General features: G+C 46.3%; 17 protein-coding genes. 6 read left to right on the top strand and 11 right to left on the bottom strand.

The genetic code is table 11. From position 1 onward, the window contains the following. The first annotated feature begins 29 nt into the window (after positions 1-29). A complete protein-coding gene (locus AC1MEO_RS18495) occupies positions 30-1,046 on the top strand; it encodes a LysM peptidoglycan-binding domain-containing protein (protein ID WP_480333249.1) in 1,017 nt (338 codons plus the stop codon). Positions 1,047-1,126: 80 nt separating this feature from the next. On the opposite strand, the gene AC1MEO_RS18490 is transcribed toward AC1MEO_RS18495, so the two are convergent. Both AC1MEO_RS18490 and galU read right to left on the bottom strand, forming a co-directional pair. Beyond that, a complete protein-coding gene (locus AC1MEO_RS18490; protein ID WP_480333247.1) occupies positions 1,127-1,684 on the bottom strand; it encodes a DUF4126 domain-containing protein in 558 nt (185 codons plus the stop codon). Positions 1,685-1,820: 136 nt separating this feature from the next. Then, positions 1,821-2,702 carry a UTP--glucose-1-phosphate uridylyltransferase GalU gene (gene galU / locus AC1MEO_RS18485; RefSeq protein ID WP_480333245.1) on the bottom strand — a complete coding sequence of 294 codons (882 nt, stop codon included), beginning with the start codon at positions 2,700-2,702 and terminating at the stop codon, positions 1,821-1,823. 231 nt (positions 2,703-2,933) lie between these two features. On the opposite strand from galU, the gene AC1MEO_RS18480 reads away from it, so the two are divergent. Together AC1MEO_RS18480 and AC1MEO_RS18475 are read left to right on the top strand one after the other, a co-directional pair. After that, a complete protein-coding gene (locus AC1MEO_RS18480; RefSeq protein ID WP_480333243.1) occupies positions 2,934-4,124 on the top strand; it encodes a processed acidic surface protein in 1,191 nt (396 codons plus the stop codon). After that, complete coding sequence (locus AC1MEO_RS18475; RefSeq protein ID WP_480333241.1) at positions 4,121-4,795, top strand: class D sortase; 675 nt, start codon at positions 4,121-4,123, stop codon at positions 4,793-4,795. The genes AC1MEO_RS18480 and AC1MEO_RS18475 overlap by 4 nt, the downstream gene beginning before the upstream one ends. A gap of 30 nt (positions 4,796-4,825) precedes the next feature. Here the strand turns inward: AC1MEO_RS18475 and AC1MEO_RS18470 are convergent, their stop codons facing one another. The 9 genes from AC1MEO_RS18470 to AC1MEO_RS18430 form a co-directional block, all read right to left on the bottom strand. Then, complete coding sequence (locus tag AC1MEO_RS18470; protein WP_480333239.1) at positions 4,826-6,373, bottom strand: glycosyltransferase family 2 protein; 1,548 nt, start codon at positions 6,371-6,373, stop codon at positions 4,826-4,828. A 12-nt stretch (positions 6,374-6,385) separates the two neighbouring features. Then, a complete protein-coding gene (locus tag AC1MEO_RS18465; protein WP_480333237.1) occupies positions 6,386-9,058 on the bottom strand; it encodes a bifunctional glycosyltransferase/CDP-glycerol:glycerophosphate glycerophosphotransferase in 2,673 nt (890 codons plus the stop codon). Next, positions 9,048-10,223, bottom strand: a complete 1,176-nt coding sequence (locus AC1MEO_RS18460; RefSeq protein ID WP_480333234.1) for a glycosyltransferase — start codon at positions 10,221-10,223, stop codon at positions 9,048-9,050. Before AC1MEO_RS18460 ends, AC1MEO_RS18465 begins: the two co-directional genes overlap by 11 nt. 42 nt (positions 10,224-10,265) lie before the next feature. Next, the gene (locus AC1MEO_RS18455) at positions 10,266-11,879 is read right to left on the bottom strand and encodes an ABC transporter ATP-binding protein (RefSeq protein WP_480333232.1); all 1,614 of its coding nucleotides are present in this window, start codon (positions 11,877-11,879) and stop codon (positions 10,266-10,268) included. 26 nt (positions 11,880-11,905) lie between these two features. Beyond that, complete coding sequence (locus tag AC1MEO_RS18450; protein ID WP_480333230.1) at positions 11,906-12,697, bottom strand: ABC transporter permease; 792 nt, start codon at positions 12,695-12,697, stop codon at positions 11,906-11,908. Between the two features lie 36 nt (positions 12,698-12,733). Continuing rightward, positions 12,734-13,747, bottom strand: a complete 1,014-nt coding sequence (gene galE / locus AC1MEO_RS18445; RefSeq protein WP_480333228.1) for a UDP-glucose 4-epimerase GalE — start codon at positions 13,745-13,747, stop codon at positions 12,734-12,736. Positions 13,748-13,932: 185 nt separating this feature from the next. Beyond that, positions 13,933-15,387 (bottom strand): trypsin-like peptidase domain-containing protein, encoded by a 1,455-nt coding sequence (locus AC1MEO_RS18440; RefSeq protein ID WP_480333226.1) that lies wholly within the window; start codon positions 15,385-15,387, stop codon positions 13,933-13,935. A gap of 356 nt (positions 15,388-15,743) precedes the next feature. Further along, positions 15,744-16,151: a hypothetical protein gene (locus tag AC1MEO_RS18435; protein WP_480333224.1), complete on the bottom strand. Its 408-nt coding sequence runs from the start codon at positions 16,149-16,151 to the stop codon at positions 15,744-15,746. Between the two features lie 116 nt (positions 16,152-16,267). Further along, positions 16,268-17,398, bottom strand: a complete 1,131-nt coding sequence (locus AC1MEO_RS18430; protein ID WP_480333222.1) for an IscS subfamily cysteine desulfurase — start codon at positions 17,396-17,398, stop codon at positions 16,268-16,270. 98 nt (positions 17,399-17,496) lie between these two features. Between AC1MEO_RS18430 and nadB the strand changes: the two genes are divergently transcribed. From nadB to nadA, 3 genes are read left to right on the top strand one after another with little or no spacing between them, the layout of a single operon-like run. After that, positions 17,497-19,035: an L-aspartate oxidase gene (gene nadB / locus AC1MEO_RS18425; RefSeq protein ID WP_480333220.1), complete on the top strand. Its 1,539-nt coding sequence runs from the start codon at positions 17,497-17,499 to the stop codon at positions 19,033-19,035. Continuing rightward, positions 19,032-19,886: a carboxylating nicotinate-nucleotide diphosphorylase gene (nadC, locus tag AC1MEO_RS18420; RefSeq protein ID WP_480333218.1), complete on the top strand. Its 855-nt coding sequence runs from the start codon at positions 19,032-19,034 to the stop codon at positions 19,884-19,886. The genes nadB and nadC overlap by 4 nt, the downstream gene beginning before the upstream one ends. Beyond that, positions 19,883-20,977: a quinolinate synthase NadA gene (gene nadA / locus AC1MEO_RS18415; RefSeq protein WP_480333216.1), complete on the top strand. Its 1,095-nt coding sequence runs from the start codon at positions 19,883-19,885 to the stop codon at positions 20,975-20,977. Before nadC ends, nadA begins: the two co-directional genes overlap by 4 nt. The last annotated feature ends 137 nt before the right edge of the window (positions 20,978-21,114 follow it).

Here is a 21,114-nt window from a genome sequence, read left to right as displayed (position 1 = left end):
CCTGCGCACTAAAAAAAGGGGTGAGAAAGGTGCTTTCTAAATGGATTAAAGTCTCAGCAGCCGTATTATTGATCCTGTTTACCGTGCTATCCTTTTCTGGCCAGTCACAAGCAGCGAGTTCCACTTTTATTACAAAAGGCAATACGACCAGCAAAGTGGTCGCTTTGACGTTCGATGATGGTTCAGACGGTACTAACATCAATAAAATTCTGGATATCCTGTCTGCCAATAACGTGAAAGCGACATTTTTTTTAACGGGTTCCGGTGCCAAAAACCATCCTACCTGGATCAAAAACATCTCAGCCAAAGGCCATCAGCTCGGCAACCACTCTTATTCGCATCCTGACTTCACCAAACTGACTGCTGCAAAAATCAAGAGTGAACTTGATACCACGGAAGCCACAATCAAAGGATTAACTGGAAAAACGACCAAACCAATTTTTAGAGCGCCATTCGGTGCATCCAATGCAGCCGTCTTGAAGGCAGTCGGTGACGCCGGATATACCCATACGATTCAGTGGAATATCGACACTGTTGACTGGAAAGGCGTCTCTTCCACACAAATCACTGACAAAGTCCTAAATAACATTGTGCCCGGATCCATTGTTTTGATGCATACTGGCGCAGGAGCATCCGGAACTCCAGGTGCGTTGCCTGGTATGATCAGCAAATTGAAAGCTAAGGGATATAAATTCGTCACTGTTTCTGAGTTATTGAAATTGCCACCCCCAGCAAGTGGCACCAAATATACAGTTAAAGCCGGAGATACACTGTATAGCATTGCCAAGAAATACAATGTCACCGTTGCAGCGATCGCTAAAGCCAACAACATCACCAATTATAATCTGATTCGTGTCGGGCAGGTATTGACGATTCCGGTCAAAGCCACTCCTCCTGCTGTTGTCAAATACACCGTTAAGGCTGGGGACACCCTTTACAGCATTGCACGCACCTACAATACCACCGTTGCCAAAATTGCTGCGGCCAATAAGATTACCAATGTCAATGCGATTAGCGTAGGACAAGTGCTGGTGATTCCAAGATAGCAGGAAAACTGACATGATGAATGCCGTTGATTAAAGAGCAACCAAAAAGGAGCCGGGATCTATTCTTCCGGCTCCTTTTTCTATATGGCTTTTGGTTTGTACAGAAATCTGCGGTATAACTTAAAGATTAGAAATGCCATAGCCAACAAGAAGAAAATGGCCAGGATGGGTGCGATAAATATCAGAATCGGAACCATTGTCGCCGTAGCATCTTCTGCTGCAGAAACTGCCGGACTCATCAAAGCAGTTTCGCTCACACCTTTTACTGCGGTGATAGTCGCATGTGAAGCGGTGGCTGCTCCCCCTCCGCCAATGATGGCGATGCTCCATTCCAGAAAAGGATTCATATCTCCGATAAACGAAGCGGTTAGCAGGATGCCGGCCAAAGCGGCAATCGGCGTCGAAATCATTTTCATGAAAGAGCCTAAACCAGGAACATAATTGACCGCAATTTCAAAAAGTGTGGCTACAGCAAAGGCGATAATTGCTGGTGTGCTGCCGATCCAACTGAAACCTTCTGAAAGGGTCAACCAGTCTACATGTACGAATATTCCCGTTATCAGCAGTGGCGTAAAAATCCTAAAGCCTACGGTTGCACTTAACGCCAGTCCGATACATATCGCAAGAATGGTTTCCATTGCGTTGACCTCCCTTGCCTCAGTTTTCTTTCATTATACATGAGACAAATCTTGCCTGTTACTTATACAGCAGTCCACCCGGCATAGGAGATGAAACCTTCGTCTATCTTTCAGCGTTCTTTCCATTTGCCTCTTCCTAAGCATCCTTGACTTTTTCCTCACGCAAAATCTTTTCAAACAGCTTTAACAATGGTTCCTTCAGCTCGGGGCGCTTTAAAGCGAAATCTATCGTCGTTTCGATAAATCCATACTTTTCTCCCACATCATACCTGCGCCCTTCAAATTCAAAAGCGTAAACCTTTTGTAGTTTATTTAATTTTTGGATAGCATCTGTAAGCTGGATTTCCCCGCCTGTTCCAAACTGGTGTTCACCTAAAAAACCGAATATTTCCGGAGTCAAAATGTAGCGCCCCATAATCGCATAATTGGAAGGTGCTGTTCCCAATCCTGGTTTTTCCACAAAATTTCTTACTTTCATCAACTGGCCATCCATCGACAACGGATCGATGATTCCATATCGCTCCGTTTCTTCCATTGGAACCTGTTGGACACCAATAATCGAACTTCTTGTTTTATCAAATTGCTTCATCAGCTGAGCAAGGCATGGCTCTTCGTTCACCACGATATCATCACCCAACAATACAGCAAAGGCTTCGTCACCGATAAAGTGGCGGGCTGACCAAATCGCGTGGCCCAAACCAAGCGGATGCTTTTGGCGGATATAGTAAATCTCTAACTTTGACGTTTCAAGAATAGTTTCCAGCATGTCCAGTTTCCCTTTTGCCAGCAACATGGCCTCCAGTTCATGTGCGTGGTCAAAATGATCTTCAATCGCCCGTTTTCCTTTCCCGGTGACAATAATGATGCTTTCAATGCCCGATGCAATAGCTTCCTCCACAATGTATTGGATCGTAGGTTTGTCCACGATTGGCAGCATCTCTTTTGGCATGGCTTTAGTCGCCGGAAGAAATCGTGTTCCAAGCCCAGCAGCTGGAATGATTGCTTTTCTGATGGACATCAGTGGCTCCTCCTTTTGCAGCTCTCTTTTATTATTCATCATAACACTTATCAGAACTTTCTGATAAGTGTTATGAAATATCTCTCATTATCGAATAGGTTCTATTAATAAAACAACAGTTCGATTCCCTTTAAAATTCAATTTATATGAATACTTATACCTATTCAAATCTATTGTATCCAAGACTATAATAATTTAGATATTCCAATTATTATACACAGGGGGAAGAAAATGAAACGTTTAGCAGTATTTTTATTAGTTTTAGGATTTGTATTTAGCACCATGCCACTTTCTGCATTCGCCGTTAAATCGGATGATGCTGAATTCCAGCAGTTTTTAACCGACATCAACTGGGAAAAACAAGCTTATCTTGACTACCTGAAAAGCAAAGACTGGTCTTTAGAAGAATTTGATACGGTCGACGAATTAGGTACTCCGCTAACAGAAGAAGGCATTCAGGCTTTACAGGTCCGCCTTGAACTGAGCCGTATGGACTTGAATGAATTGCTTTATTATAATGGTGATCTTGAGTATGGCGAGGATGTTCTGGAAGGTACTTCCTTGATTTTCATCGAAGATATTGAAGACTATATTGAATTTTACTTGGAAGACGATATAAGTACTCCAATTGATGCTACTAACTTGCAGGAGCTTATGGAAGAGTATGGCTTCTCTTCTGAAAAAGAGTTGGAGGCATTTTTGCAGGAGTATGATGATTCCATATCACAGTACGAATATATAGAGGATTTAGAATCCACCATTATTTTCTATCAAGACATGGGCGACCTTGAAATCGATATCGACGGACTCTTCACTGACCTGGGTTTGACTGAAGAAGAAGTTGAAAGACTGATTGCGCACATGGAAACATTGGATTATGAAGATCCTGCTTTCGAACAAAAACTGACACAATTAAGCGATCGTATGATGGCAGTCGGCGATTTTGAAACTGCTGATGAACTGACGGCAAAACAGGTTGCTGAAATTATGGATATATACAACGACATGATCGATTTACTTGAACTGAAAACTGCTTATTACTTTGTAAAGGATGGCCAGAAGACGTCTGTTTCGTTGGCTACTTTGATGACGCTGGAATCGACTGAAGGCGCTGACCTATTGATTGAAATTTACAACCTGAAAGATGTATTCCTGGCTGACATCCTATTGACTGCCGATATGTTCAGATCTGATTTAATTATAGGTACTGGAAAGGATTTAGGCACAGTAGAAAAAGTCATCTCAGCGCCAACAGTGGTACAACCGCCAGTTGCAACTGCTCCGGCCAACAACCAAACTGTGAAAGGCGGAAAATTGCCGGCTACAGCTTCTGATTTTGCAGCAAATGCAATTTTTGGATTGGCTTTGCTTCTAACCGGCATTGCTCTATTCCGCCGCGTTAGAGCTGCAGCAAATCAATGACGGAGAATAGACACGAAAAAAGAAGAAGCAAAAAACCGCTTCTTCTTTCATTATCCATCGTCTTCATCGTCCTTGGCCTATGGTTCAGCACTACCAGCGCCGCCACTTTCGTAAAAGGCTATATGCTCTATAAAACAGGCAATGTCGAAGCGAAGGATTTCAGCAGCAAACCTGATCTGCAACCGATTGAAATCGCCTTAGACACTGAGGAAACCGAAGAAACGGAAATCATTGAACCAGAAATCCATTCCGAGTATCCCGAAACGCCTGAAATCGGCGACCTGATGGGCGAGCTGATTATCCCGAAGCTTGAAGCCAGTCTGCCGATCATACATGGCACGAATGAAGAAGAACTGGAAAAAGGCGTCGGGCATTTCGCTCAAAGTGTAATGCCTGGCGAAAATGACAACTCCGTATTATCCGGGCATCGCGATACCGTATTCCGCGAGCTTGGCGAGGTTGGCAAAGGTGATACATTGATTGTCAAAACGCATTCAGGAACCTTCACCTATAAAGTCCGCCAAGTGCGGATCGTGGACGAAGACGACCGGACCGTCATTGTTCCGAAACCAAGAGCCACCTTAACGGTTTCGACCTGCTACCCGTTTGATTTTGTCGGATATGCTCCGGATCGTTATATTTTGGTTGCTGACCTGGTTGCCAGCGAGTAAACACTTCCCTTATGGAAGTGTTTTTTTGTTTCACGCTTTTCCTAATGGCAAGACCTTCTTGATCAGAGACTTTAAGTGCTGAGGTTTTGAAATGGTTGTACTTAAGTTGCCGAAATTAGTGCGATAAAGGACCATTCTCTGACGGCCAAGCTTAAGGGATTCTCTGGTATCAGCTGTGGAATGGAGCCTTACCCTGCTCCTCGGCGAATGAGGGAATTGAGACAACTTAAAATAGAAATCATAGGTTGTGTCCTTGCCTGTCCCCATCATCAGATCTGTATCCAGTTCCATCAAAAACGATTGTTCCTCGTATGGATAAATTCCGCCTTTATCAGCTTTGTCCAGTTCCAGCATTGCTACGGGAAGGTCCTTGTTATTCTTTCTGTCTCTTACATAAAAATTTCCGGTAAGAGGTTTTGTGGCCTTTGGAATCCATAACTTTCCGGACAGCAGCCACTTATTTTTACGCTTGGTGATGGTTTCCACAATCACTTTCGGCTTATTGAATTTCGTGACATCATATTCTCCATCACTTCCTTGAAAAACAAACCGACTGCTTTCCTGCTTCACAATTGGAGATTTTTCCGTATTCGTCAACAGCTGGGAGACACCCATCAAATCCTGGTCTTTTTCAGCCATCATCAATTGGTACAGCAGTTTTTCTTTATCAGGCAGTCTTTCGGAAATAGGGGATGGAATGTCTTTTAGGTAAGACAAAACCAGATCTTTCCACCGCTCCCTTTCCTGTTCAGTGATTAAGGCAAACTTGAGGACATGCAATCGGATGACATCCAACAGACTTTTAAGATCATGCTCATCGATTATTTGTTTTGGCCTGTTGGTCGCTATCAGCCATTGCCGGTTTTCAGCCAGCGCTTCAAGGCGGTGTGCCGTGTTCTCCAGCTTCATTTGCTGCTGGGTGATGGACGGCATGAATTCTTCTTCCCGAATCCGCCATTTGTAGACTACCTCATCAATGACTTGAATTTTCTTTGCCAGGACAGCCGCTTTCAAGGTCACGGATAAATCCTCATAATATTTACCTTCTTTGAACACTATGTTATTTTCTGTAAGCAATTTTCTTTTCCATAGTTTATTGCAGGCAATGCTATCCTGTAAAAGTTCCGGGCTATCCTGCAGCGTCGTTAAGTCTTTCTCCTTGTACAAGCCAAATTCCACATGGCGGGGCGGGGCGTATTGCCTCTCTTTGTCGAAGCGGACCACTTTGCCTACCGCGTAGTCGGCATCACTTTTTTCTGCCGCTTCCACCAATGAACGGATGGCGTTCGGAGGAATAATGTCATCCGAATCCAAAAAGAAAATGTAATGGCCGCTGCTCAAAGTGACTCCACGATTGCGTGTGTAGCCTAAGCCGCCATTGTCCTGCGAATATACGGAAAAGCGCCCATCCTTTTGAGCATATTCCTGAAGCGTTTCTTCGCTTAAATCGGTGGAACCATCATTGATTGCCACTACTTCAAGATTTTTATAGGTTTGCGCGACAACCGATTCCAAGCAAGCTTCCAAATACGGAATTGCGTTATACACAGGAATAACGACCGAAACAAGAATTGCCATATCCTTCCCCCTTTACTTTTTCTTGAAAACACTCTCGATCACTTTAGCGGAAGCTTTTCCATCTTCGAGGCTTCCGAATTCCTCAACAAACCGGTCTAAATCAGCCTTATACCCATCGAGCTTTTCAGGATGCTTTATATAGCTGAGCAAGTCATCGATCGTTTCACAGACAGGACCGGGTGCTTTTTCAGCAAAATCAAAATACATACCGCGCCGTGTAATATACTCACCCAAATCATAGCAATACAGCAGAATCGGCCTTTTCAGCAACGCATAATCAAACATGACAGATGAATAATCCGTAATCAGAAGATCTGCCAGCAGGTACAGTTCCTGAATATCCTGGTAATTGGAGGCATCCAGTACATTCGGCGGCAATTCAAATTGCGCAATTTTATCTGACAGCAAATAATGAAGCCGAAGGACCAGCACCGTATCGTCTTCTATCTCTTTGCTTATCTGCTGGACATCATCCAGCACCCGTTGAAACGAATTGGGATCCCAATCCCTGAATGTCGGTGCAAAAAGGATGACTCGTTTTCCGGACGGAATGCCTAAGTTCATGCGTGCCTTTTCTTTGATTTCAGGCGGCTGGCTGATCAGCAGATCGTTTCTCGGATAACCCGTCTCCAGAATCTCGCCGCCATACCTGAAGCCTCTTTTCAGCACTTTACTGGTGTACCGGTTAGGGGAAACCAAGTAATCCCATGCATCGGTCTGCTTTTTTAACCGGGCCAATTCCTGTATGGCCGGCAGTTTCTTTTGGTCGTAGCCCATTCTTTTCAGCGGCGTTCCGTGCCAGGTCTGGATATAGACTTGCTTCTCTTTTTTTTCTGCGAGATGTGCCATGCCCTGGTTATCAACCCAGAACTTGGCGCGATTCAGGTAATACAAATGCTTCAAGCTATTTCTCTTCACTTTTTTAGCTGGCCCGGGCATCTCTATTGTTTCTGGCTCTTGGAAAGACCAGATGTATTTATAGTTCATGTTTGATTCCATTAATTGTTCATAAATATATTTAGGGCTGTCGCTGTATTGCTTGCCCATATGGCTTTCAAATATGACCCAATTCGAGCGGATCGGCAATCTGGGAATCCATCGCTTTGCCCATTTCTGGAAAGCCGATTCCTTGACCTGTGTCCTGCCAGCAGTTTGGTTTTTTCTTCTTTGTTTTAACTTCCATTTGATCTGATCGGCAGTTTTCACTGGCTGAACCCTGATCGAGAAGGAATTCTGTTGATTGATGTAAATGCTTTTCGATAAATTGCCTGTCTCGACTTCAATATTCGGCAAGTCGGCTATTTCCGATTTTTTCACCAGGATTTTGTGGAGATTGCCCATATGATTCACGTAGAGCGAAAGGTAATAGTTTCCTTCTGTCATATTCTCTACATGGAAAGTGAATATGCCATCCCCTGACTCTTCTGAAACGAGTGTCGCTCCTGTCTGCCGGTTCCGCAGCATCCAAAAAGATGTGACGCTGTCAGGATCAATCGAATTGACGTTCACTGTAGCCTGGAAGGAAAATCGCTTTTCATCCAGATGGATATCAGAAATTTGGTAGGCAATTTCCGGACGCTGTATTTTCAAGAACTTTTCATGGTGATTGACTAGAGCCGAAGCCTTGAAATAGTACTGGCTGCCAGTTGCCTGAATCCGGTTGGCTGTTGTTTCGAATCCGTTGATGTATGCAATATAATCATCAAATGCGGCGCGATCTCCTATGTACAGCAAATAGTAGAGAATCCGATCTTTTTCGGCCAGATTCAAAAAAGCATACTCATCCATCGTTTCATGCAGGTAATCATAGATCAGCGCGTGGAACTTTTCTTTGTACTCCTCATCAAAAAGCAGGTAGTCGTTGGTATAGAGCTTCAGGTCGTGCCGGAGAAATTTATTGTTTTTTTCTTTCTGATAAATCGAAGCTCCACTGTCTTTTAGGAATTGATCGAAATAGCGATGCGCAATAATGCGGTTTTGAAAATTTTCAAACTCAAATCGCCGGTTGGTGATGGATTTCACGTCACTGTTTTCCACTACCCGCCAATAATAGATTGGCTCGGGAATGATGCTGAAGGATTCAGCAAGAAAATAAGCTTTTCCCGTAAAGACGATGTCTTCATAGTGGATGCCTTCTGGAAACCGCAGATGATGGGCATCCAAAAACGACCGTTTATAGATTTTATTGACGGACAGACTGTCAAACAGCATGCCCATAAACTCACGGATGTTCAAATTGACTCGTTCGGTTGAATACAGTTGTTTGTGGTACCAGATTTCGTAATTGTTTGTCCGGATCACCTGTCCAGCTACAAAATCCGAATCGGTCCGTTCGATTGCCTCCACCATTTTTTCACAGGCCGTTACGGTGTACCAATCGTCCCCGTCCAAGAACATCAAGTATTCTCCCGTAGAATTGGCGATTCCGGTATTTCGGGGAGTGCTGCAGCCCCCGCTGTTTTCCGGCAAGTGAATCGCTTTAAAGTTGGCTTTTCCTTCCACAAATCGATCGATCAGCTCTCCTGTCCGGTCGCTTGAGAAATCATTGACCACTACTACCTCAAAATCGGTATAAGTCTGTTCCTGCAAAGACTGCAGGGCTTCTTCGATATACAATTCATTGTTGAAGGCGATAACGACGACAGAGAGCTTCGGCCGTCTTGCTGATTGCTGGTCATTGCCCATTCTCTCCGCCTCCCAACTCTTCAAACAGGCCATACCATTGCTGCTTGATGACCTGTTTATCAAATTTCATACTATTTTCATAAGCCTTGCTGCTATACGAATAAAACAGCTCCGGATGATGAGCCAGGCGTTTCATATGCCGCCCCAGCAACTGGACATCTCCCACAGGCGCAATCAAGCTGTCCTCGTATTCGGTCAGGATTTCACGTATGCCCGGAGCACAGTCAGTGGAAATGCATGGCAATCCGCACGACTGTGCTTCAATCAAAGACATGGGAAGGCCTTCCGCTTTGGATGACAGGACAAAAAAACTTGCTTCTCTCAAAGAAGCTTCCATGTCTTCAGTCTGTCCTTCCAGAAAGACCCGCTCTTCCAAGTCGAAAATACGGATAAGGTTCTGCAGCGAGTCCTCTGCTTGCCCTTCCCCGTAAATATGCAGCGTCCATCCAGGAATCTGCTCTGCCACTGATGCAAAGGACTCGATCAACACATCAAAACCTTTTCCAGAGACCAATCTTCCGGAGGAAACAATTTTTTTATGCTGATACAAAACTTCTGGGGGAGTAAAATGACGGAATGGTGCGGGGTTGTACATCACTCCTGTATTCGTGAATCCGGCTTCTTTAAAATGCTCTTCATCCTTTTGGGTCAAAAGCAAAAATTTAGAGACCTGGCGGTAGTGGCTCAATATCCGTTTGTAGCGCTGTGAGCTTTTAGCAGCTGCCACACTTTCATGGCTTTGACCGATTATTTTAATATTTTTCTTATACAAAACCGGCAGCATCCACTGCATCCCGTAAACCTGGATTGCAATGACAAATACCTCTTCATCGCCAAAAGCTTCAAAAAATTTTTTCACTTCATTGCGCTGCTTCTGAAGCCGGTAGCGTCGATTCAATTCCTTCGAAACCTTGACCAGCCTCTTTTGCTTCAAATTCGAGGACAGCTCAATCGGCGCAGGCGGGCGATAATTGTCCTTGTGAATGAGCGTAACCGGGACTTCTTCCGAAAAATAGCTGGGCGCCTTTTTCTGTTTATTGACACTCAAAATAGAGACATTATGCCCGTCCGCCATGAATTCCTCCGTTAGAATAGAAGCCACACGTTGAGCGCCGCCGTGGTTATTGAATTCATTGATTAAAAAAACAATATTCTTTCGTTCCATATGATTACCCCTTGTGAATAGATTAGCGTTCAGCGGTTTATGCTAATGCTTAGCCTTTTTCTCGATCCGCAGGTATTTGTTGGCGGTTTGGATATCGACTGTATAGGCTTCTGTAGAATAGGGCTGTGATGGATATCCGTTCGGTTTTGATGCCCAGACGAGATTCAATAGCTGATGATGCGGTTCTTTTTCCATCCGGTAGCTTAAATGGCTTTCATAGCTTCCATCTTTAAGCGCCGCCAAGTCGATCACCACTTTGAAGCGTGAAAAATTATAGACTTTTCCTTGTGGATTATATACTGGATTTTCTGTAATTTCTTCCGTTTCAATTACTTGGGCAGGAAACGCATAACGCTCAAAACTGATCAAATCCGTCAAGCAAAAATCCAGTGAAACATCTTCTGGCGATTTGGTTTCATAGCCCCGCACAAATGCTACGCCGTCGATATAGAGCAGTTCACCCTCCACCCAGATCCGGTTGACCTGCTGTTCCACTTTTTCAATGTTTTCGATGGCCAATTGCAAATTATTTCGCTGAACACCAAACTGATAGCGGAAATGGCTGATGCCGTCCGGTGACCGCTCCGTGATGCTGGCATTTCCGGACCAAATGGAAAACTCGACCACTCCTCCATCCTTCAATTCCTCCTGCAGCCAAAAACTGAACTTGCCTGGTTTAAAGAACAATGGAAATTCCTTTTCACTGAAATGGACCGTAAACCCTTTGCCTAACGAGCTGAGATCCTTCCTGACAGTTTCACCGGTTCGGTTGTCCCGAATGGCCAGCTGGAAGTGATTATGGACATTCACCCGCTGCTGACTCTGTACAAATCCCGTCAACTGAATCCCAAAGCCATCTTCTCCTGTTCCATATATCACTTGTTCGATTGCATGCTCGTATTGAATTTCTGCCTGTATGGATTCAATCTTCTTCCGGCCGCTCATAAATTCCCCGTACATGGAGCCCACAAACTTGGCATCGCCGTATGTAATAAGTTCGCCTTGGTGAATCCAGGCTGCTTTTGAACAAAACGATTCGACGGCATGTTTATCATGGCTGACAAAAATAATCGTTTTGCCCTGCAGTTTGAAATCATTCATTTTTTCCATACATTTTTTCTGAAACGACGCATCCCCTACAGCCAGTGCTTCATCGACAATTAAAATATCGGGATCCACATTGACTGAAATGGCAAACCCAAGCTTAGCTTTCATTCCCGACGAGTAATTCTTAACAGGTTGGCCGATAAATTCCCCGAGCTCCGAAAACTCGATGATATCATCAATTTTTGACAGCATGTCCTGTTTGGTAAAGCCCAGCAACGTGCCTTTCATGAAGATATTGTCATAACCGCTCAATTCCGAATCGATTCCTGAGCTGACATCAAGAAAGACAAGCGAGCCATGAACATCTACTTTCCCTGAAGTCGGCTCAGTTATGCCTGTAATGATTTTCAGTAAAGTTGATTTGCCGGATCCATTCTTTCCTAAAATACCGATCGATTCGCCTTTCGGGAAATCGAGTGTCACCCCGAGCAATGCAAAAAAATCTTTATGCAGCTTTTTGCGTGTGACGACTTCTTTGATCGGTCCCCAGGGATCTTTGTACAAACTGTATTTTTTTGTGATATCTCTGACGCTCACTGCTATATCCATCACGATCCACCTTTCAGAAATAAAGCCTAAAGCGCATCAAGGAATATGGGCTTCATTCGCTTATGCAAGTAATTTCCCAAAAGGAAGAAGACAACTACCAAGATCCAAAAATAGAGTGTATACACCGGCTGTTCCCAGAACCCAGTGTCATAGAAAAACGAATCCCGGTAGCCCTGGACGATGTAATGGAAAGGATTGAGTTTGATGATCCAGTCATACATACCAAGATTTTCGGCCGACCAAAAAATCGGGGTCATCCAAAAAAGGAAAACCAGAATCGTGTCAAGAAATCGGCCGAAATCTTTGCTGACGGCAACTAGCGGCGCTGTTATCGACCCTATTCCAAGGAGCAGCATGACGGCAGCAAAATCATAGTAAAGAAGCTGGAGATTATAGAGAGAGACGGTTTGAAGTGATAAAGCCGTCACAATGAAAACCACTGCCAGCAGGATCACGTGGATATAGTACGAAAACAGGATTTGCACTGCGGGCAAGATGGCAATTGGAAAAGGTGTATTCTTGATGATCGATCTTTTGCTTCGAAACGACTTCTGTGTAAGCCGGAAACCATCATTCAACAAGAACCAGGCTGCCATTCCAATAGCCAGCCAGGCAAAGTAAGGAACTCCATTCACCGGTCCTCCGGCTCTTGCGCCTACACTGAAGACAAACCAAAAAACGGCAATTCGCATCAATGGATTGACCAGTCCCCAGACAAATCCTAAAAGGGTACCTGCATATTCTCTTTTTATTTCCTGAATGGAAAGTGACTGGATCATTTTTCGGCGTTTCCACATTTCCTTATAGATATCAAACATTACTCTACCCCTCTGCACCCTGCATAAAATAATTCCTTATTGATGGAACCCCTCGGGATTTTGAATCTGCCAATTCCAGGAGTCTCGGCACATCTCTTTCAAGTTTTTCTCTGCCTGCCAACCGAGCAGGGTTTTCGCTTTTTCAGGGTTGGCGTAACAAACTCCAATATCGCCAGGCCTTCTGTCTGTAACTTTATAAGGAATTTTTTTGCCTGTCACTTCATTGAAATTACGGACAATATCCAATACACTGTAGCCGGTGCCAGTTCCAAGGTTAAAGGTTTCAACTCCCGCATGCGTTTCCAGGTATTCCAGCGCTTTGATATGTCCTTTCACTAAATCCATGACATGGATGTAATCACGTACACCCGTACCATCTTCGGTATCGTAATCCCCTCCGAACACCTCCAGCTCCTGACGTTTGCCGATCGCAACTTGAGTGATGAACGGAATCAGGTTACTAGGTATCCCCCTTGGATCTTCGCCCAATCTCCCGCTTGGATGTGCTCCAATGGGATTGAAGTAACGCAAAATCGCAATTCGGAAAGACGGGTTTGAAACAGCCAAATCCTGTAGAATCTCTTCAATCATCAATTTCGTCCGTCCGTAGGGATTAGTAGCTGATAACACAAATGATTCTTCAATCGGCACCCGTTCCGGCTGGCCATAAACCGTTGCCGATGAACTGAACACCAGTTTTTCCACTTTGTGCTTCAGCATAACTTCACACAATGTCAACGTACCGCTGATATTGTTATTATAGTAGTTGAGCGGCATCTGGACCGATTGCCCCACCGCTTTGTAGCCCGCAAAATGCATCACTGCCGAAATGTCATACTGAGAAAATACAGCATCCAACGCTTCATAATCCAGCAAATCCACTTGATGAAACGCAAATTCTTTTCCGGTTATTTCTTTTATGCGGTTTATCGAAGCCAGCTGGCTATTTGATAGATTGTCCACCACCACTACTTTATAATCATTTTCAAGCAGCTCGACCGTTGCGTGGCTGCCGATAAATCCCGCTCCTCCAGTTACTAGCACCGCCATATACATCCCTCTTTTAAAAGTTTTTTATAAATTGGAATATTTAGATAATTGTATTCAATTTTATTATACTCCATAGAATAGCTTTTGCCACAAAAACATGCGACTTTATTATTCTTTTCAGCATAAAAAAAGCCATCGATCCGAATTAAGAGATTCGGATCGATGGCTTTCGTATTAACTGCTCCCTATTCCTTATTAACAATATCTGAAACATAGTAAAAACCATATTCATCCATTACGATGGTATAGGTTTTATTGCGTTCCTGAACAGACCATTCTCCAGCTGGATCTTTAAGGTCAAAGGCTTCTTCGGTGTGGACGATTGCATGGTCGTCGAAGATTTCAATGCCCGAGATTTCCAGCTTCGTAAAGTTGAATTCCATGCCTTTGCCTGCAATGTCTGTAATGTACTCAGAAATGCCATTATAGATATCGCTTTGATAGACCAGAAGATTCTGGACGTAGAAAAAGTCCTCTTCTTTCAGTGATGTTTCGTAATAATAACGGAAGTCACCAATAAATTCACTTAAATTAGTTTCATCAAACTTCATTTCCAAATCAACATCGTATTCATAATCTTCATCTTCATAGCCGCTGAAGTCATCATACACTTTGAACAAGGCTGCGACTTCTTCTGCTGACATCGGAGCAGCAACCCATTGCGACAATTGTCCATGCATCGAATACATCGGAATTGAAAATCCGATCGAATCGCCTTCTTCAATGACCAATGAATTGATGCCGATCACTTTGCCGGTTGTTGCATCCACTAACGGACCGCCGCTGCTGCCCGGTGCAATTTTTGCGTCAATCTGATAAATATCCTCGTAGGTGAATTCCTGGTAGAAATCACGGTCAATGCCTGTCAAATAGCCCATTGTTGCAGTGTTTTCCATACCTGCCGGGCTGCCCAGCGCAATCACTTCCGTCCCAACATCTGTTGCTGCCATTTCAACTTCCAATGGCGCGATGCCTTCAAATGCTTCCACATGGATCAAGGCAATATCGGATGTATCGGAAATGCCGACAACCGTACCCGGATGATCCTGGCCGTTGATGTTGCGAACCACTACATCTGTAAATCCAGCTACAGCATGGGCGTTGGTCACAACCATTCCCGTATTGGAGAACAGGAATCCTGAGCCTTGCCCACCTTCAGTCAGAATGGTATAGACTTTTTGTTGTGATTCCTTGATGATTGCTGTTTTTTCTTTTTTCTTAGGCTCTACTTTTTCAGTTTGTTCAGAAGGCGGCACAACGTTTTCCACTTTTGTTACAGTGCCTGCTGCTTCTTCTTCAGCTGGAACCGTTTCTTCAGGTTCTTCCACCTTTTCAACTATTCCCGGTTCAATTGCCGGTTCTTCTTCGGGTTCTTCTTCAACTTCTGGTGCTTCTGGCTCTGGTTCTGGCTCTTTTTCAGCTGTCTGTTCTTCTTTTGGCGGCTCAACCGGTTCTGCTTCATCTTGCATTAATTGCGCAGAACCAATTCCTACACCCAATAGGGTTAAAGCCAATACGATTGCGTAGATAAAATTGCGCTTTTTCTGCCTCTTATTTCTTCTTTGCATGAGTGAATGGCCGCATTCTTTACAGACTGCTGCGCCTTCCTCATTTTCTTTTCCACATTTATTACACGTCATGGCTATACCTCCTGATGGACTAGCATAAATCCCATTAATTTCTTCCATTATAAACCTTATAACGTCAAACAACTACTCAGGGTTGCAAGTTGTCACGAAGTCTTCCTATTTGTAATAAATCTTTCTATTCAGAAGATGATTTTATCATAGATAGCAGATTTACAGCTAATGAAAGGAGCGGAATGTAAACTATCATTAAATTTGCAGTATTATTGTTTATTTCAAATTATTATAATAGAATCAATAAAATTCTATATTTTGGAATTTCCAGCACCACTCTTTAACACATACAGGGCAATTTAAAAAGCAGGGAATGTCTACTCGACACTCCCTGCTTTATTTTACTCCGTTGAGATTTATTGCTGCTCCACGTCGATTCCAACCATCCTCTCCTGAACCGTCAACAGGTTCTTAAAGTTTTCGGTTAGGATGGGCGACTCTGCTTCTATTTCCTGCGACACTGTGTTGAGTTCCTGAATCAAGCTGTCCAATGTAGACTGATACTGCTGGTACTGCTCAAAACTGATGGTTTCTTCACCATCGAGCTCAGCGATCAATGCCTGAAGATCCTCTTCCAGCTCGGCTAATTGCTTTTCGTAGGGGCCTAACCTTTCCAAAACTCCCGCTCCCGGTTCGTAGGATGGCTGTTGTTCTTCAGATGCCGGGGCTGTCAGTGCCATATAGGCTTGTGTGTCCACTTGTGTCGTCAAAACAAATCCAAGGGCGAGAACAGGAACAGACATTTTCAAAAGCGAAGTCTTCAAATGATCTTCCTCCTTCAAAATGATTAGGCGCTACAGTCAGCTTATACCATCTTTTGAACGCCGTATCCTTTTCTCCAGAGTCTTTAGAATTTCTTAATCTGCCCTTTACAATGGGTTCACTGCGGAGCAAAATTCGCCATCGATATTCCGATCACCTTCAGAAAAGCGTCGATATGCTCTTTTGTGGTGCTTGTTGAAAATGAAATCCGGATGAATTTCCGTGCGGCATCCTGTTCAATCCCGATGGCGCTCATAGCGGACAGCGCTTCCCCGGCGCCGATTTTGCAGGCAGTTCCTGTTGAAATCGCAATCTGCTGGCGGTTGCATTCGAGCATCATCCACTGGCCTTCAACATGCGGCAACAGCAGCCCTTGGATAAAAGGCGACTTCTTCGCTGGATTTCCCGTTAACCTAACCTCTTCCAGAAGCCTTTCCATCAAATGACGCTGCAATTCTTCAGCATGCCAGGCCGCTTCCCGCTGCTCGGCTACTGCTTCTTTTCCGGCAATCGTTGCAGATACGATTCCTGGCACATCCACCGTTCCAGCACGGAACCCCTCTTGATGCACCGTTCCTTCATAAACGGATTCCCAGTGGACGCCTGGATCTATCCAGACGATCCCCACCCCTTTCGGCCCACCGATTTTGTGTCCAGAACAGACGGCGGAGGTGACACCCAGCTGCGCCAGATCCACCGGGATTTTCCCGACAGCCTGGACAATATCACAATGCAGCGGCACGCCTTTCTCTTTTGCATAGGCGGCGCATTCCGCTACTGGCTGGATGGCAGCCATTTCCGAATTGACCAGCTGAATCACGATCAACGCCGTTTGGTCGGTGACCAGTTTCCGGTACTGTTCAAAATCAAGGACGCCGTCCGCATCAACCGGTACATAATGGATCCGATAGCCGTCCTTCTCCAATTCATGCAAAGCTGTCAGAACAGAAGCGTGCTCGAGTGCTGTCGTGACGATTTCCCGTTTGCCATCGCCTCTTCCCCGCAGCAGCGAGCGGATCGCCAATTGGTTGCCTTCGGAGGCGTTGCCTGTAAAATACATGCCCCCGCTCCGGACATTCAGCAAGCCTCCCCACATTCTGCGGCATGCCTCCAGCAGATTGCCAGCAGCCGAACCCGCATCATGCAGGCTCTGGGTATTTCCAAAAACCTGTTTGGCAGTCTCTGCATAAGCATCGATTGCCGTTTGGCGCATCGGAGCAGTTGCAGCATAGTCCAAATAAATCATCATTTAGCATCAATTCCTTTACAAACGGATTTTAATCTTGTAATCACTCTATCTTTATGTCATTAATAGTGTCAAGACACATGTAAAGGTAGTGTAAACTTATGGTTGATATTTGTATCATCGGCGGAGGAGCTGCTGGCCTGATGCTCGCTCATTCCCTTCCATCGTCCCTATCCGTCGCTGTCCTCACAAAAGAAAATCCATTTTCGGGCAATACAGCTCTTGCCCAAGGCGGCATCGCCGCAAGCATCGGTCCTGATGATTATTCGGCGTCCCACGCGGCGGATACGCTTGCTGCTTCCGCGAACCATGCCGATGCGGAGCGGGTCGGCATGATGGTGCAGGAAGGCCGACACCTGATCGAAAAGCTGATGTCCCAAGGCCTGCCTTTTGACGCCGATGCTGACGGCTCTCCCTTGCTCGGACAGGAAGCTGCGCATTCCACCAGAAGAATCGTTCATGCAGGCGGCGACCAGAGCGGCAAGATGCTGCTGCAGCATTTATTGGTCCAGACGGAAAACCGGGTGACACGCGTTCCGTTCAGTTCCGTGCTGGAACTTTTGATGAACGATGGTGAATGTGTGGGTGTCTGCATAGAAGATGCTTTCGGCAAACGCTCGGTCATTCAGGCACAGCATACTGTATTGGCGACTGGCGGCATCGGCCAACTTTACAGCCAGACCTCCAACTCCACTGTCGCCACGGGTGATGGCCTGTCTCTTGCTTTTCACGCCGGTGCCGTGCTGGAAGATTTGGAATTCGTCCAGTTCCACCCTACAGTCTTCACCTTGAACGGCCAATCATGCGGATTGATTTCCGAGGCGGTTCGCGGGGAAGGTGCATGGCTCGTCAATTCGGCCGGACAGCGCATCATGGCGGGCATTCACCCGCTCATGGAATTGGCGCCGCGGGATATTGTCGCCCGTGCCACCGAGCGGCATTGGCAGCAGCGTGGCCCGGTATTTCTTGATGCCCGCCACATTGAGCAGTTTAAAATGAAATTCCCTTCTATCTATAGGAATTGTATGAACCACCAGATAAATCCTGAAATCCACCCCATCCCTGTTCGGCCAGGAGCGCATTTCCATATGGGAGGCGTCCGGACGAACGAATGGGGAGAAACAAACATTCCCCGCCTTTATGCCATCGGCGAAGTCGCTTCTACCGGTGTACACGGCGCAAACCGGCTCGCCAGCAATTCTTTGCTTGAAGGTCTGGTATTTGCCAAACGCCTGGCGGACAAAATACAGAGCTGCAGCTTCAGCCATAAGGAAACGGTTTTCCGGTTGGCTGAACCGACAAAGAGCTTCACCCTTCCTTGTGACCTGCAGTTGCGTATGACCCAGCAAGTGGGCATCTTAAGGGATGTCGAGGAATTAAAGAACTTTACTGCTGATTTCCCGTTATTGCGATTCGAGCTGCAGCAGTATTCAGCACAACAAATCAAGAGGATTCACCGTTATACAGCCAGCAGCCTGATTGCCAAAGCTGCGCTGATCCGAAACGAAAGCCGCGGTGCCCATTTCCGCAGCGACGCTCCAGAGCCTTCCGAAGACTGGACCGGAAAAACGGTTGGACTGTCGACAAATGGCAGTACGATCGGCAAACGTCAATTACAGCAAAAGGAGACGATTTCATGAATCGCTTAAAAGCGGAAGATGCCATCAGAAGTTTTTTATTGGAAGATATCGGAGACCGCGACGTGTCTTCTGTTTTATTCACCGAAGAAGATCGAGGCGAGGCGGTCGTCCGCTTGAAACAGGACGGGGTTGTTGCTGGGCTTGATTGTTTCAAATGGGGCTATCACTTGCTCGATCCGAGTATCAAAGTGGAATCCTTGAAAAGGGACGGGGATTTCGTGAAGTCCGGAGAAGCGATTGTCCGGGTTCAGGGGCCCGTTGCGGTTTTGCTTGCGGGTGAGCGGGTGCTGCTGAATCTGGTGCAGCGCATGAGTGCCATTGCGACTTTGGCCGCTCAATGTGTCGAAGCTCTGGGCTCAACCCATACCCGCATCGTCGACACCCGGAAGACCACGCCAGGGTTGCGGATGTTCGAGAAATACGCAGTTCGTGCCGGCGGCGGATTCAACCACCGGAACGGCTTGTATGACGCGGTCATGCTGAAGGATAATCATATCGCAGCAGCCGGTTCCATCACGCAGGCAGTTCGGAGGGTCCGTGCCGCGCTGGGCCATATGACCATGATTGAAGTGGAAGTCGAGAGCTTCGCAGAGTTGCAGGAAGCGATTGCGGCACGCCCGGACGTCATCATGTTCGACAATCAAACACCGGAAACTATGCAAGCTTGGGTGCAGCTTGTTCCAAAACCGATCCGCACGGAAGCTTCCGGTGGCATCGACTTGAACAACCTGGCAGCTTACCGCCACACGGGAGTCGACGTGATTTCCATCGGAGCGTTGACCCATAGCGTGCACAATCTGGACATCAGCATGAACCTGGCCATTTCACAGAAGGAGGCAATTCACCAATGACTTTATTCCTGAATGAATTACAGCAGACCGACGCAATGCCGGAATCGTACTTGAAAGCGACGACTGAAGAGCTGCACGAACGCGCGAAACGCGCACGCGCTGAGCTCGGCGACCGCTTGTATATCCTTGGCCACCATTACCAGAAAGACGAAGTCATCCGCTACGCTGACGTCACCGGCGACTCGCTTCAATTGTCGCAGATTGCCGGGCAGCAGACGGCGGATTACATCGTGTTCTGCGGCGTTCATTTCATGGCGGAAACTGCGGATATCCTGACGGAAAAAGATCAGGCGGTCATCCTCCCGGACATGCGCGCCGGCTGCTCGATGGCGGATATGGCCAATATCGACCAGACCGAACGCGCCTGGACACAGCTGCAGGAGCTGTTCGGCGATACCATCGTGCCGTTGACTTACGTCAATTCCACCGCGGCCATCAAAGCTTTTGTCGGGCGCAACGGCGGCGCCACCGTCACTTCTTCCAATGCCGAGCCGATGGTGCGCTGGGCATTGACGCAAAAAGAGCGCATGCTGTTTTTGCCGGATCAGCATCTCGGCCGGAACACGGCGGTCAAACTCGGCATCCCGCTCGAGCAGATGGCCATTTGGGATCCCATCAAGCAAAAGCTCGAAGCGCAATGTCCGGTGGAAGATGTGCGTGTCATCCTATGGAAAGGCCATTGTTCCGTCCATATGAATTTCCTGCCGAAGCACATCGACAATCTTCGGACGAATCAACCCGATCGCCGCATCCTGGTCCATCCGGAATGCACCTATGAAGTGGTCAGCCAATCGGATTTCGCCGGCTCGACCAAATACATCATCGACATGATCGAGGCGGCCGAACCCGGAACGAAATGGGCGATCGGCACCGAGATGAATTTGGTCAACCGTTTGATTGCGGATCATCCCGATCTCGACATCGTGTCGCTCAATCCCTATATGTGCCCGTGCCTGACGATGAACCGCATCGATTTGCCGCACCTGACATGGGCGATGGAAGAATTGTTAGAGGGGCGCGTCATCAACCGCATCCAGGTTGACCCGCAAACTTCCATCGAAGCGAAACTGGCGTTGGAAAAGATGATGTGATTGGAGGAAGGCTGCGCGCCTTCCTTTTTTATTTGGCGAGGTGCGGTCTTTGGGCGTTGAGGTGCGGTTATCGGGGCGCGAGGTGCGGTCTTTGCCCTTTGAGGTGCGGTTATGCCCACTTGAGGTGCGGTCGCGCT

It is taken from the genome of Planococcus sp. BI3 (assembly GCF_056680115.1).
This window is presented reverse-complemented; position numbering and strand designations above follow the sequence as displayed.